At 43.9% G+C, this 14,487-nt stretch carries 11 protein-coding genes; 8 read left to right on the top strand and 3 right to left on the bottom strand.

The window, feature by feature from the left end; all coding sequences use genetic code 11:
* Positions 1 to 89: 89 nt before the first annotated feature.
* From ID47_RS04260 to ID47_RS04285, 5 genes are all read left to right on the top strand, one after another.
* Positions 90 to 1,010 (top strand): class I fructose-bisphosphate aldolase, encoded by a 921-nt coding sequence (locus ID47_RS04260; RefSeq protein WP_038464242.1) that lies wholly within the window; start codon positions 90 to 92, stop codon positions 1,008 to 1,010.
* Between the two features lie 34 nt (positions 1,011 to 1,044).
* Complete coding sequence (gene efp / locus ID47_RS04265; protein ID WP_038464245.1) at positions 1,045 to 1,608, top strand: elongation factor P; 564 nt, start codon at positions 1,045 to 1,047, stop codon at positions 1,606 to 1,608.
* 221 nt (positions 1,609 to 1,829) lie between these two features.
* Positions 1,830 to 2,633, top strand: coding sequence for an inositol monophosphatase family protein (locus ID47_RS04270; protein WP_232223266.1), 804 nt, complete (start codon positions 1,830 to 1,832; stop codon positions 2,631 to 2,633).
* A gap of 447 nt (positions 2,634 to 3,080) precedes the next feature.
* Complete coding sequence (locus ID47_RS04280; protein ID WP_038464250.1) at positions 3,081 to 3,623, top strand: hypothetical protein; 543 nt, start codon at positions 3,081 to 3,083, stop codon at positions 3,621 to 3,623.
* Positions 3,624 to 4,056: 433 nt separating this feature from the next.
* Complete coding sequence (locus tag ID47_RS04285) at positions 4,057 to 6,324, top strand: DEAD/DEAH box helicase (RefSeq protein ID WP_232223267.1); 2,268 nt, start codon at positions 4,057 to 4,059, stop codon at positions 6,322 to 6,324.
* Between the two features lie 29 nt (positions 6,325 to 6,353).
* Here ID47_RS04285 and ID47_RS04290 read toward each other — a convergent pair whose 3' ends face one another.
* Both ID47_RS04290 and ID47_RS13435 read right to left on the bottom strand, forming a co-directional pair.
* Positions 6,354 to 8,093, bottom strand: coding sequence for an autotransporter family protein (locus tag ID47_RS04290; RefSeq protein ID WP_420887368.1), 1,740 nt, complete (start codon positions 8,091 to 8,093; stop codon positions 6,354 to 6,356).
* Entirely contained in the window at positions 8,018 to 9,445 is a 1,428-nt protein-coding gene (locus tag ID47_RS13435; protein WP_038464259.1) for an autotransporter outer membrane beta-barrel domain-containing protein, read from the bottom strand. The genes ID47_RS04290 and ID47_RS13435 overlap by 76 nt, the downstream gene beginning before the upstream one ends.
* A gap of 430 nt (positions 9,446 to 9,875) precedes the next feature.
* Between ID47_RS13435 and ID47_RS04300 the strand changes: the two genes are divergently transcribed.
* From ID47_RS04300 to grxD, 3 genes are read left to right on the top strand one after another with little or no spacing between them, the layout of a single operon-like run.
* Positions 9,876 to 10,703 (top strand): phosphoribosylaminoimidazolesuccinocarboxamide synthase, encoded by an 828-nt coding sequence (locus tag ID47_RS04300; RefSeq protein ID WP_051908574.1) that lies wholly within the window; start codon positions 9,876 to 9,878, stop codon positions 10,701 to 10,703.
* A gap of 3 nt (positions 10,704 to 10,706) precedes the next feature.
* Positions 10,707 to 10,940 carry a BolA family protein gene (locus tag ID47_RS04305; RefSeq protein WP_038464262.1) on the top strand — a complete coding sequence of 78 codons (234 nt, stop codon included), beginning with the start codon at positions 10,707 to 10,709 and terminating at the stop codon, positions 10,938 to 10,940.
* A 9-nt stretch (positions 10,941 to 10,949) separates the two neighbouring features.
* The gene (gene grxD, locus ID47_RS04310) at positions 10,950 to 11,270 is read left to right on the top strand and encodes a Grx4 family monothiol glutaredoxin (protein WP_038464265.1); all 321 of its coding nucleotides are present in this window, start codon (positions 10,950 to 10,952) and stop codon (positions 11,268 to 11,270) included.
* 408 nt (positions 11,271 to 11,678) lie between these two features.
* Here the strand turns inward: grxD and acnA are convergent, their stop codons facing one another.
* Positions 11,679 to 14,363, bottom strand: a complete 2,685-nt coding sequence (gene acnA, locus ID47_RS04315; protein WP_038464268.1) for an aconitate hydratase AcnA — start codon at positions 14,361 to 14,363, stop codon at positions 11,679 to 11,681.
* Positions 14,364 to 14,487 lie beyond the last annotated feature (124 nt).

The following is a 14,487-nucleotide window of genomic DNA, read 5'->3' on the forward strand; positions in this document are numbered from 1 at the left end:
CCAACACTAAAAAATTACAGGCTAAAAAACTAGTTTTTGGATCACGATGTGTATATGATTGAGAAAAGTTATCTTAAGGAAATCCTGGTATGCGCATTACACAAAAGGTTCGTAAGATCCTCTCAAATTATGAAGCGGATTCAATTGGTGTTAAACAAAACTTAGCCCGCATTTTAATGCATGGTAAGTTAGGTGGAACAGGTAAAATGATGATTTTAGCCGTTGATCAAGGATTTGAACACGGCCCTAGAGCATTTGCTATGACGCCCGCTGCCTATGATCCCCATTATCATTATCAATTTGCGATTGATGGGGGGATGAACGCCTTTGCCGCCCCTCTTGGACTGCTCGAAACCGGTGCTGATACATTTTTAGGTGCAGTTCCGACAATTCTTAAAATTAACAGTGGCAACTCTCTTTTTGGAAACGACAATGCACCTGACCAAGCCGTAACCGCCAGCATCGATGATGCCCTGCGGCTGGGATGCTCTGCGATCGGATTTACCATTTATCCAGGATCCGATATGTCCTATGAGCAAATTGAAGAATTAAGAGAGCTTGCGGCAGAAGCAAAAGCTTGCGGCCTTGCCGTTATCGTTTGGTCTTATGCGCGTGGCGCCCTGTCAAAGGACGGCGAAACAGCAGCAGACATTATTGCCTATGGAGCCCATATGGCCTGCGAACTGGGGGCCCATATCGTCAAAGTTAAGCTGCCAACGGCACACCTAGAGATGAAATCCGCCAAGTCATTGTATGAAAAATACGTGGATGTATCGACGTTGTCGGCGCGGGTGAAGCATGTGGTTGACGCTTGCTTTAATGGTCGCCGTATGGTCATATTTTCTGGTGGTGAGTCTAAAGATGTTACATCCGTCTTAGAAGATGCACAGGCAATTGTTGCAGGGGGTGGTTTTGGATCAATTATTGGACGTAATTTCTTCCAACGCCCAAAAGCCGAAGCATTATCAATGGCGCACGAAGTAGTTGAGATTTTTCGCCAAAAGCGATAAGTTATTGTGATAGTTTATAAGGGATCGTAATGGTATGAAAATTAACGGTGTATCAATTCGTATTGGTAATATTTTAAATTATAATGGCAAGCTTTGGGTGGTCACAAAAACTCAGCATACCCAACCTGGTAAAGGTGGCGCTTACATGCAAGTTGAAATGAAAGCCTTGATCGAAGGAACTAAATTGAATGAGCGGTTTCGGTCTGCCGACACAGTGGAACGTGTTCATTTAGAAGCACGTCCATTTCAGTACCTTTATGCCGAAGGTGATGATTTCATTTTCATGGATCAAGAGACATTTGAACAAATTACAATTTCCAGCGATTTTGTCGGGGATGCCTCTGCATTCTTGCAAGATAACATGATTGTGAATATTTCCATGTATGAAGGGCGCCCGATCAGCGTTCAGTTGCCAGATACCGTTATTTTGACAATTGATCAAGCCGATGCTGTCGTTAAAGGACAAACGGCTAGCTCCTCTTATAAGCCAGCAATTTTGGAAAATGGCGTCAGAATTATGGTGCCACCGCATATTGAAGCGGGGATGCGTATTGTTGTAAATACAGCTGATGCAACTTATGTAGAACGCGCGAAATAAGAATCGCTCGTAAGTTTTAAAAAAATTTACCCCTGATTGTGATGATCGGGGGATGTTTATTCGACCTCTTTCGTTACTGTTGTGTTTTGCGTTATGATAGGGGCAAAAAGATCGCGGAACCCTGTAGGTAATTTTAGATACCTAGAGGTTCTTTAAATCTTTTTCCTAAAAATAAAACAAAACTTTCGATTGCGAAAAAGTCTATTTAGAAAGGAATTCCCATGTCATCACAGCGTATGCTGACTGGTTCAGCACTTATCAATGTCATGGTCGCAGCCGCTCAAAAAGCTGGCCGAGCGTTAATTCGTGATTTTGGTGAAATTGAACAACTTCAAGTTTCTCGTAAAAATTTAGGGGATTTCGTTAGTACCGCCGATTTACGGTCTGAAAAAATTATTATCCAAGAATTACAAAAGGCTCGACCGCCTTATGGCTTCTTGATTGAGGAATCTGGAACCATTCAAGGTGAGGATGCTGACAACACCTGGATTATTGATCCCCTTGATGGAACCTCTAACTTTTTACATGGGATACCTCAGTTTGCTGTTTCAATTGCACTCCGTCGCAAAGGTGAAGTCGTGGCTGGCGTGGTTTACAATCCCGTCGTTGACGAGCTTTATTGGTCTGAAAAAGGAAGCGGGGCATTTTTAAATCAACGCCGTCTACGCGTTTCCGGACGCCAGCATCTGGACGAAGCCTTGCTTGCCTGTGGAACCCCTTACGGCGCTCGAGGTAGTTCAGAAAAATTTACGAATGGTTTTCGCAATCTTGTGAAGCAAGTATCTGGGATGCGGCGCTTTGGCTGCGCTGCCTTGGATTTATGCTTTGTCGCCGCGGGACGCCTGGAAGGTTGCTTTGAAATGAACTTAAAAGCTTGGGATATTGCTGCTGGCGCTTTGATTGTCAAAGAAGCAGGTGGCTATGTGTGTGATTTTGAGGGCGAGCAATCATTCCTCGATAAAGGCAGCATCATCGCTGGCAATGAAGCGATTTTCCTCCACCTCAAAAAAGCAATCCTAGAATAAACTAAACAATTTAGGGGCCTTTGAAAATTTAGAATTAGGCTGTAATGAATTATTAAAACAGCCTAATTTATACAAATTTTGGGCATAATTAAAAAGTAATAAAAAGACCAGTTTTTGAAAATTTTTTGCAAGAAAGCATTGAATTTTATAATTTTCTATCCCGCGTCTTATGAAAATGAGCATTCTTATTACGCCCTCTCCTTAACTTCTAATTTTTTTCTGATTCTTTAATTATTGATAAATATGCAACTTCATAATAAAAATTCTAGAAAGACGAAAGAACATCTTAGGATAAGAGGTATTCTGTTGAACGAGCTGAAAAAATACAAACAAAGTGACTGAAGGCCATATCAACGCCCAGTTAAATAAGAACATAATATTATATAGCGCTCTGGTTAACATTCGAGTATGAAAAAGATGGATGTTATCACTTAACAGGAGAAAAAAATGAGAAAAGTACAAAAACTAATCTTTTTAAGTTCAATCTACGCAGTATTATTCTGGAGTACGGTAGGGGATAACTTAAGAGCAAATGAAACCGATTTCTTCGACCAAAAAGATGAAAGTTTTTGGGTTATTAAAAATAAGCAATCCTTTATTGAGGCATCTAAAGAATTAATTGATGATGAAGGAAACTGGAAAGGGAATCCTCCTATACCACAGTATATAAAATACTCCCAAGAATTAACAGAAGAGGATCTCCCTGTTTTGGAAAGGTGGCTCTCTTTAAAAGGATTAGATTGCTTTGCCATTGCCGATACAAAAGCAGAACCTAATATCAGTCTAATTAATTCCTGGTATTCAGATTTGGAAGATACAGGAGAGGACTTAGAAAAAAGGAATTTTTATAAATTAGCTTGGTTAAACTTTAAAACAACATTAAATGAGCTTGAGCGTGGAGCCCAATCCATCCTTCCAGCACCGTGGGTTGAAACAAATAGAGCTTTCCAGATGAAAAATAGTCATTACCGTACAATTTCTAGCCATTAACAATTAATTTGGACCGTTAAAGCTTCGAGGCTTTGATGGCCTTATTTAACTGAGTCTAGGGCTAGAGAGTTGTATGACCATCCTGCCTCTCGTTCCTAATTATTTCTGCTCCTTGTGGTCGCCATTACCTTGATCGTAATGGCGGCTTCCTTTACTCCAAAGCCTTTTAATTTTTGTGTATCTAATTAACCGCAAAATATTCATAGAAAAAAAGAGTATAAAAATAGAAAGCAGCTGAGATAGAGACAGACTCTCTCAACATCTGTTAGGACAAATAAGCCTACTTATTAATTAATTGTTCTATTTTTGCAAAATACAGATAGACAAAAGCGAAAAAAAGAGCCTATACTGATCGGATAATAAATTGTGCTAAGTAATTGAATTTAGAATAGTGATGACCCACACCAGTTCTGTAAATCCAGCTTTAATAAGTATGACAAATTCCCCCGAAACGCCACATCTCCATCTTTTTTCAGGAGAAGTCAAAGTTAAAGATAAACCTTGGTCCGCGGCTAAGAGTATTGTCAGCATTATGGCTGATCTATCCCTTGTCGGGGATGAGACGCTCTTCAGAGCTGATGGCACCAACCCATCTGCTATCCAACCATTAGCAGACCAGCTTTTGGCTATTGGCTGGGTTCCTATTAAAACATTAGGGGCCGTTATTGACCCTACCAATCTTGCAATAGCCACTCACGTTCTCGTGGATGGGGATCAAAGTATTGCACAACTTGCCCGAGAATTTTACCTTGTCCACATGCCAAAATTCGAAGAACAAGGCTGGACGGTCAAGGTCGATGACTCTTTCCCATTTCGCCCGATTGAAATGGAAGGGGAATGGTATGCAAATCTGGACAAAGCCCTTAGCACAACCACTGACTGGTTCGACCTTGAATTAGGGATGATGATCGAGGGCGAACGGGTCAACATTTTGCCCTTGCTGGTCCGTATGCTGCGCGAAGAAGGTGCAAAAGATCAATTTAAATCTGCTCTTAACTCCAAAGATGGGGGCGTCATTTATGTTCCTTTAGACGATGGGCGCCTGTTGCCCGTCCCAGCTGACAAGATTCGCTTTATTGCCCAAACCTTAATTGAACTGCATGATGCAGATTCCCTAACAGATGATGGTAAATTACGTCTATCTTCATGGCAGTCTACCCAATTAGTTGAAATTGAAGCTGCGATGCAAGCAGCACAAATGCGATGGTTTGGCGATGAACAAGTACGTGAATTAGGGGCAAAACTTAAAGACTTTACCAAAATTGCGCCTGTCGACGTTCCTAAGGGACTGCACTGTGAGTTAAGATGTTATCAATTACAAGGCTTAAGCTGGCTTCAGTTTTTACGAGAGAATAATCTGAACGGCATCCTAGCCGACGACATGGGATTGGGTAAAACGGTACAAGCGCTATCGCATATCCTGAAAGAAAAAGAATCCGGTCGTATGGATAAACCGATTTTAGTGGTTGCCCCTACCAGCTTAATGGTCAACTGGCGCCATGAATCAGCAAAATATGCCCCAGAACTAAAAGTATTGACGCTACACGGTCAGGATCGCAAGGATTTATTTGACAAAATTAATACCCACGATCTAATTTTGACAACCTATCCCTTGCTATCCCGCGACAAAGACTTTTTGATTAAGCATGAATTTCACATGTTAATTCTGGACGAAGCCCAAGTCATTAAGAATCCCAACACCATGGCGCACAGAACGGTACAGCAAATTAATGCGCGCCATCGCTTATGCTTAACCGGAACCCCGATGGAAAATCATTTAGGCGAACTTTGGGCTCTCTTCTACTTCTTGATGCCCGGCTTTTTGGGAGATCAAAAGAAATTTAATCAGACATTCCGCGTGCCAATTGAGAAACAAAATGATAATGTGCGCCGTGAAAATCTTGCCCGTCGTGTTAAGCCGTTTATGTTACGGCGGACGAAGTCCCAGGTCGTTTCGGAATTACCACCCAAGACTGAGATGATTCAAAATATTGAATTGTTACCAGAACAACGCGCGCTCTATGAAAGCATTCGCTTAACCATGCATGAACGGGTGCGTCAGGAAATTCAAGAAAAGGGTCTAAATAAGAGCCATATCGTTATATTAGATGCCTTGCTAAAACTTCGCCAAGTGTGTTGTGATCCCCGTCTTTTAAAACTGGAAGCAGCACGTGGTGTCTTAGAATCAGCAAAAGTACAATTCTTGCGCGATACCTTGCCTGAAATGATTGAGGAAGGACGTCAGATATTGCTGTTCTCGCAATTTACCAGCATGCTTGCCTTGATTGAGGAAGAATTGACTACGATCGGTATTCCCTTTGTCAAGCTAACTGGACAAACTAAAGATCGGGGAACACCAATTGAAGAGTTCCAATCCGGCCGCGTTCCAGTCTTTTTGATCAGCTTGAAGGCAGGTGGAACTGGTCTTAACCTAACAGCCGCCGACACCGTTATTCACTTTGACCCCTGGTGGAACCCTGCTGTAGAAAATCAAGCCACCGACCGAGCCTATCGCATTGGTCAAGACAAGCCGGTATTTGTCTACAAGCTGATAACACTGGGCACTGTTGAAGAAAAAATCATGATGATGCAGCAACGCAAAGCAACCTTACTATCAGGAATATTTGACGGACAAAAAGACAACAGTGACGGGCTCTTTAACGCTGAAGATCTTGAGGCATTATTTGAACCATTGCCTTAGGGAAAAGCCAATAGAGGAATAAACAGAATTTATCCCTTCCAATTCACTCGAATCACGGCTTGATGATTGCGTTGCGTTGGGCTAATCTCACCGTCATAACTCAAGCCTACAAAGACATCGTTACCCATAAAAGCCGTTATTCCCACACGTGGATTGGCCAACACATGGCGTCTATTCCTGGATAATACTGTAAATTGTCCGCCTTGATCGATCAGCGCTGCAGAAACCTTTTGGTTCTTATTTAAAGCACGCCGATAGATAAACCCTAGACGAGCAAAACTATAAACCGGCATACAATCATCCCACTTCCAGAGTTTACCCAACTGGATTCCGCTCTTCCCTTGGACAGTCGTACTGTGTCGACCGTTGACTCTTAGATTCTGGATATCGGCACTGGTTTCAGTGTATTTCTTCTCATGCAGAGACAAAGCGCCGCCATTAATATAAGGCGTGACAGTCAAAGACTCTGGCAAGATAATATCCCGCCCAACCTCAATCAAGCCACTAAGATGATTGCCCTGATGTTTCTGATGAGCAACAGCGGGAATAACGGTCATAAGCCGATCGCCTTTAAAGCGGTGATGACCATAATAAGCAGCACCATTGACATACCAAGCGGCGGTTGGTTCCCATAGTCCATATAAACCGATCCGGGATGAATTAGTGCTGCCTTTATCACCATTAACGTTCATTTTATACTGATGATAACCATAACCGGTAGTTATACCGCCTCGAAAGGTAGGGGTAAAAGCATAATCTACACCCACATTAGTGTTATAGGTGCTACCCTCTAGCCCTTGAACAGCAAGACCAGAGGGGTCAGAAATATTGTCTTGACTAAAACGTCCTGCCGCCCCTTGAATCCAAACGGTAGCCTTCCCCAATGCAACACGGATAGAGGCAGGTAGGTGCTTTGGATCTGTATTCCGAGCAATTGCAAAGGCTGTTGTTTTAGACTGCAGTTTAGAAGCAAAAAGTTGATTAAAACTCTGTTTAAATGACATAAGATTTGATACGAGTTGAGCCTGCGATTGATTAAATTTCTGGATCAATCGATACATATTCGACTCACCAAAGATTTTATCCATGGCCCCCAGCTCAGCATTGCTGACCATATCGGAGATTTGGGTATTAGCAGCAGGGCTTAAATCATTGAAAGTTTTTGTCAGTTGGGTTTTGTCTAGGGTATTAAATTTATCCGCCAAAGCTGCAGGCGTATAAGAATCAAGATACGTAGCAACTTTAGCCGGATTGCCAAGAGGAATCACGTGACTGAGTAATAAGGTCTTGGTTATAGTGACAAACGCATTGTCATTATCATATGTTGCACTATAGGTAAAGAGTGGAGAGACACCCTCAATGCTGGCAAAGGTCGTATCCCCTAATCCGCCTGTCGTCATTAAAATCGTATACGTTTGGCTAAAGCCCTTTGGATAATTTCCTGCTAAAGGAATCACCTTGAGTGTGCCCGCCGTTAGGTCTGCTTGCCCCTTAACCTCAATCTGGTCAGTGTTGCCATTGTTATCAACCTCACACTCATAGATTCCTGATTGTGTATAGTTACCATTCACAACTAACTTTCCGATGGAATTGCCCGGCGCAATCTTGCCACCACCCATAACCCTTAAAGGGCCGACCGTTCCTATACCACTGACTTGCACCCCATTGTTTACAGTAACGGATGAATTGGCGATCAATCCATTAACTTTAAGCTCTCCCCCGGCGACGATGGTGTCGCCTGTGTAAGTGTTAGTCCCTGTAAGGCTAATATACCGGTCCCGTGTTTAGTAATACCACCATTCCCGGAAGCACTACCGGCAAATGTTGTGGAATTAGCTGTTCCCAGCGTTAAAACATCAGCAGCATTGGTCCCAAGAATAAGTAGAGTACCGTTGACACCTGTTAGATCTTTGATGGTTTGATTGCCCGCAGCCGCAAGGTCAAAACGAGCACCTGATGAGGAAAGATTGACGGCTGAACTTTGAGCAATCGACCCACCAGCGCCCAGAGTGAGTGTTCCAGCGTTAATCGTTGTGGAGCCACTATAGGTGTTTATCCCCGCCAAGGTGGTGACTTTTGTCCCCGTTTTTGCAATACCACCACTGCCAGAAATTTGGTTGGAATAAGTTTCATCAGCTTGCGTGGGATTAAAAGCCAAAATTGCACCACTGGCTGTATTAACATCCCCTGCAATAGCCCCATCTGTCGTGCCATTTCCTAATTGCAAGGTTCCCACATTAAGTTGTAAGGTACTGGATAAAGTTGCAGTGTTAAGGAGCGACCATGTGCTATTTCCTTGTTTTGCAAAATTAGTAAAACCAGAGAATAGAGGACCATCGACAACCAAATCAAAAGTGCTATCTACTATGCCGCCGAAAGTTAGGGTACCATTGGTACCAGCAACTATATTACCGACAAAATTGTAACCATTCTCAAGAATTAAAGTATTTGATGAACCAAAAAACGTGATGGCATTGGTGCGTGTACTGCCATCGCCACTAAGACCACCCGAAATAGTCCCCCCATTAGTGATTGTTGTCCTCCCTCCCGAAAAACCGACAATCCCAGCGCCCCCTTGACTGTATACACTGGAAGAAGTTGAACCAGAAGCACCGCCGGCGCCGTTGCCTCCTATACCACCATAGCTGCTATCTTTACGGCCTGAACCACCATTCCCCCCCCGAATTGTCCCTCTATTAACAATAGTGCTATTTTCATAGAGAAAGACGCCCGCTCCACCGCCACCACTACTACCCTTACCCGCAGGAATAACAGCATAACCACCTCCCGTGCCTCCCGCTCCACCAGTAATAGCAACCGCAGTATCAGTGCTCAAAATAGTGGTATTACCGCCGCCTCCACCAGTAGAAGAAACAAGAATGACACCACCTCCTGCTAAACCACCAACACCATTCCCACCCGATCCACCAGAAACGCTCCCAGCACCAGCGCCACTCCCTGTACCACCACCGCCTCCTCCCCCTGCTTCCGCTATAGGGGTAGCAACATAGTTATTACCGCCTCCTCCATCATTACCATTTGTCCCTGCACTACCCACATTCCCTCCGCTAACGCTAGCCGTACCCCCTTGCCCCGCCTGTACCACCGGCATAGGCGGCATTGAAACCTGTTTCTATCCCTGTACCCAACAGAACGGTTGATAGTAAGAAATAACTTATAAAATTTGAGAGTCTTCTAAAAAGAAAGTTTAGGGAGGAAACTGCAGTGGTTTGAGAGGCAAGAAAGCCAGACAAAATGATCAACATCTTTCTTCAATATGTTTAAAGGCCCTTACCTTTAGCCTATCTTAATTATTGAAGAATTCCGCCATTTTTATATTTATTAACAATAAGTTAACAAATGAAATCTGCGTTATACGATCTGCACTACCCACTAATTCCCCCTCCTGATGATAGGCGCCCACGCTCTTTAAAGAACCGATTAATATTTATAATTTTCTGCAACCACTTATTTCATGCCCCGATTCCCCTATTGTAATTTGTTGGATGAGCGACTATTTTAGAGATAACAAAGAAAAAGGAGCTATTATTATGGCCATTAGCTTTAGTTCTCTATTAAATTTTGGAAGTTCACCAAAACGTCGACAGGTCAATGAGGGAACTCATAAAACCCTGTTTGATGGAAGTGAGTCAGGCGCCTATACCATGCAGTTCCGGGACACCCTCTCTCCGTTGGATAATGAGTTCTTTGAGGTTGCGGGCAAAGGTGCTATAAACAATCGTTTATCAGAACTATTTATGACACGTTTAAATGACATGGGACTGGAAACTCACTTCATCCGACGGCTGAATATGTCAGAGCAATTAATTCGCATGGCTGACCCCTATAATTTCCGCGTCACGGTCCATAACGTCGCTGCAGACGAATTTGCCGAACGTTTAGGATTTGGTGAGCATGAAATTTTATCAAAACCTGTGGTGGAACTATCCCACAAATCTCGTGAGCTAGAATACCCTGTCATCGCCCCTGAACATGTGGATGCCTTAGATTGGGCAGGCGCGGATGAGGTTGAGGATATTATGTTGATCGCCCGCCGCGTCAATGATTTCCTGAGTGGACAATTTTTTGCCGTTGGTATGCGGTTACTTAATGTAACCCTTGAATTTGGCCGGATTTATCAGGGCGATTATTTTGAAGAATCTCGGGTACTGATTATTGATGAGATTACCCCAGACACTTGCAGCATTCTGGACCTACAAACTGGAACACGCCTGGATGGACGCGCCCTTGGTGATACATCACCTCAAGAGCTAGCCTTACGATACCAAGAAGTTGCCCGTCGTTTTCGAATTTTGGGCGATACAGGACCGCTTGAGTTGAATGAAAATTTTGGCGTTATTGAGCGAGGAGCTTCTTAACCCATGGCAATGTCAATTGAAGAAATACAAACTCTCATCCAAACAGGCATGCCGGATGCGGAAATTGAAATTAAAGATCTGGCTGGTGACGGAGATCATTATGCGGCTACGGTAAAATCAGCCGCCTTTGCCGGAAAATCACGCGTACAGCAACATCAGCTTGTGTACCAAGCATTGGGCGGACGCATGGGAGATCAACTCCATGCATTGGCTCTGACAACATTAGTTAAAGAATAAGGATAGAGAATGAACAGAAGTATTCACGCCGAATTAGATGCAGAAATCAAGGCAACCCCCATCGTCTTATTTATGAAGGGCGATGCTGAGATGCCTCAATGCGGATTTTCTGCAGTGGTTGTGCAAATCTTAAAGCTGTTAAATAAACCCTTTAAAACTGTAAACGTTTTGCTTGATACAGAAATTCGCCAAGGGATTAAAGACTATAGCAATTGGCCAACAATCCCGCAACTGTATGTTGCAGGTGAATTTGTAGGCGGCTGTGATATTGTCCGAGAAATGTACCAAACTGGTGAACTACGCCAACTTATTGAAGATAAGGGTCTGTAATCTTCATCCATCTAAGGAGATGCTCCTGGTATCTCCCCTTCTTTCACAATCTTATTAAGTTATAGGGATTCCTTTTCCCGGCCGTTCTTCCTCCCTTCCCAGCCACAGAGCCAGGAACTTAGGATGACAAGCGATTGCCCCTGAAATATTGACTGTCGAAGTCATACATGGAGTGAGGAAGAGTACCTCATCGTCCTTCACAAAACTTCCTCTTTCCAGGCAAGCGTAGCGCGACCTGGAAACCATACCTTAATTTCACGGACATTATGGCTTCTTCATAGCTATAATTTTTTAAATCTTTCTTGCATTAAGATGCAGGCATGGATTCCGGATCAAGTCCGGAATGAGGGAGTTTTCATATAAATTTAAGTTTCCGGGTCCGCCCTGCGCTTGCCCGGAAAAAGGGGTTCAGGCAACCTCTGCCAAAGCTCTCAGAACATAAGGCAAAATACCGCCGTTATAGAAATAATCGACCTCATCCTGCGTGTCGATCCGGCACTTTAGGGCAAGAGTAATTTTTTCTCCATTTAGCCGAGTAATTTCACAGGTGACGCTCATACCCGGGGCAAGCCCCTTCTCCAGACCGAGGAGAGAGATTGCCTCAAATCCTGTCAGCATTAATGTTTTACGGTTTACACCTTCCGCGAATTGCAAAGGCAACACACCCATCCCAACCAAGTTAGATCGGTGGATGCGTTCAAAACTTTCCGCAATGACAGCTTTTACACCCAATAAACGCGTTCCCTTTGCCGCCCAGTCGCGGGAGGAGCCAGTTCCATATTCCTTACCAGCAATCACAATAAGAGGGGTACCTTGTTTTTGATAAGCCATGGCTGCATCATAAATTGACATCACCTCTCCTTGGACATCCATCCGAGTCACGCCCCCAGTTTTTTCTGGAACCATTTCATTGGCTAACCTAATATTGGCAAAGGTTCCCCGCATCATTACTTCGTGATTCCCCCGCCTGGATCCATAGGAATTAAAATCATGTGCCTCAACAGAGTGACTCTCTAAATACTTGCCTGCCGGGCCATCTTTCTTAATACTTCCAGCGGGTGAGATATGGTCAGTGGTGACGCTGTCGCCAAGCAAGGCCAGAACTTTAGCACCACTTATATTGCTAACCGTACGTTTGTCATCTTTAATATCATCAAAGTAGGGGGGGTTCTTAACATAAGTGCTGGACCCTTCCCAGTTGAATGTTTGAGAAGCTGTCGCATCAATGGCTTGCCAATGATCATCACCCTTAAAAACGTTAGAGTAGCGCTGGCGGAACATTTCTGGCGTCATGGAATTTGTGACCGCTTCAGCAATTTCCGCTTGGCTTGGCCAAATATCTTTTAGATAGACAGGCTTTCCATCCTTCGATGTCCCAATTGGGTCTTTCGTCAAATCGATCTTCATGGATCCTGCCAAAGCATAGGCTACGACGAGGGGGGGCGAGGCTAGATAATTCAATTTCACATGTGGATTAATACGCCCTTCAAAGTTACGGTTCCCCGACAAAACACCCGCCACACTTAGATCCACAGCTTCAACAGCTTTGGCTAATTGGGGATTGAGAGGGCCAGAGTTACCAATACAGGTGGTGCAACCATAACCCACAAGATGGAAACCAACGGCTTCTAAATCACGCATTAATCCGGATTTTTCTAGATAATCACTAACAACCTGAGATCCTGGCGCCAAGGATGTTTTAACCCAGGGCTTAGGTTTAAGGCCCAAGGCGTGGGCTTTGCGGGCGACGAGACCAGCGCCCAGCATCACGGATGGGTTAGACGTATTGGTACAGCTGGTAATTGCCGCAATCACCACATCGCCGTGATTCAGCTCATAGTCTTTGCCCTCTACCGCAGCCCCGGGGGCGTCCAATTTATTGTCAGCCTTAAGGGTTGCAAGACAAGATTCCTTAGCATCACTTAAAAGAACTTTATCTTGAGGACGCTTAGGGCCCGCAATCGTAGGCAAAACAGTTGATAAATCAAGCTCAACGAATTCATCATACACAGGATCTGGACTGTTAGAATCACGCCATAGTCCCTGGGCCTTTGCATAGGCCTCAACCAAAGCAATCCGATCCGCTTCACGGCCTGTAAATTCAAGGTAGCGCAATGTTTCTTTATCAACCGGGAAAAAGCCACAGGTGGCACCATATTCTGGCGCCATATTGGCAATAGTGGCCCGATCAGCCAAGCTAAGGTGATCGAGACCAGGACCATAAAATTCAACAAATTTCCCGACAACGCCTTTGGCCCGAAGAATATTTGTAACGGTCAAAACTAAATCAGTCGCGGTTATACCGTCAGCAAGCTTACCTGTTAACTTAAACCCAACAACTTTTGGTAATAACATACTTAAGGGTTGCCCCAACATAGCCGCTTCGGCTTCAATACCGCCCACACCCCAACCAAGAACGGCAAGGCCATTAACCATGGTGGTATGACTGTCAGTTCCCACCAACGTATCAGGATAGGCAAGGCTCTCACCGTTTTCCATTTCTTTTGTCCAAACGACTTGGGATAAATATTCTAAGTTTACTTGGTGACAAATCCCAGTTCCTGGCGGTACCACTCGAAAGTTTTTAAATGCTGTTTGACCCCATTTTAAGAACTTATAGCGTTCTGCATTGCGAGTATACTCCAGCTCAACGTTTTGGTTGAACGCTGATGAATTTGCATAATAGTCAACCATGACAGAGTGATCAATGACCAAGTCAACGGGAATGAGAGGATTAATTTTTTCAGGGTCTCCCCCCAGAGTTTGCATAGCATCCCGCATAGCCGCCAGGTCGACCACCGCCGGAACTCCAGTAAAATCTTGCATTAAAACCCGAGCCGGAGAGAAAGCGATTTCACCAAAGGACTTTCCTTCACTTGGCAACTGGGCGCTTGACCGAATATCGGAAATGGTAACATTTTTACCATTTTCATGCCGCAGAAGGTTTTCTATTAAAACTTTAATGGTATAGGGCAATTTAGAAATAGAACTAATTCCAGCCTTTTCTGCCGCTTCTAAACTAAAATAAGCATAAGTTTTATCCCCAACCTTCAATGTCGATTTGGTCTTCAGTGAGTCTAGGCCGTTTGTCATTAAACTATCCCCCAAAATTATCTAACAAGCACAGTTACTTATAAGATAGAGCGATTCGGTAGTGAACTCAAGTGAGAGTATTATTTACTTAAATTTTCTATAAATAGGGAATGGTGTGATCAGC

The sequence above is a fragment of the Candidatus Paracaedibacter acanthamoebae genome (assembly GCF_000742835.1).
GTDB classification, from domain to species: Bacteria; Pseudomonadota; Alphaproteobacteria; order Paracaedibacterales; family Paracaedibacteraceae; genus Paracaedibacter; species Paracaedibacter acanthamoebae.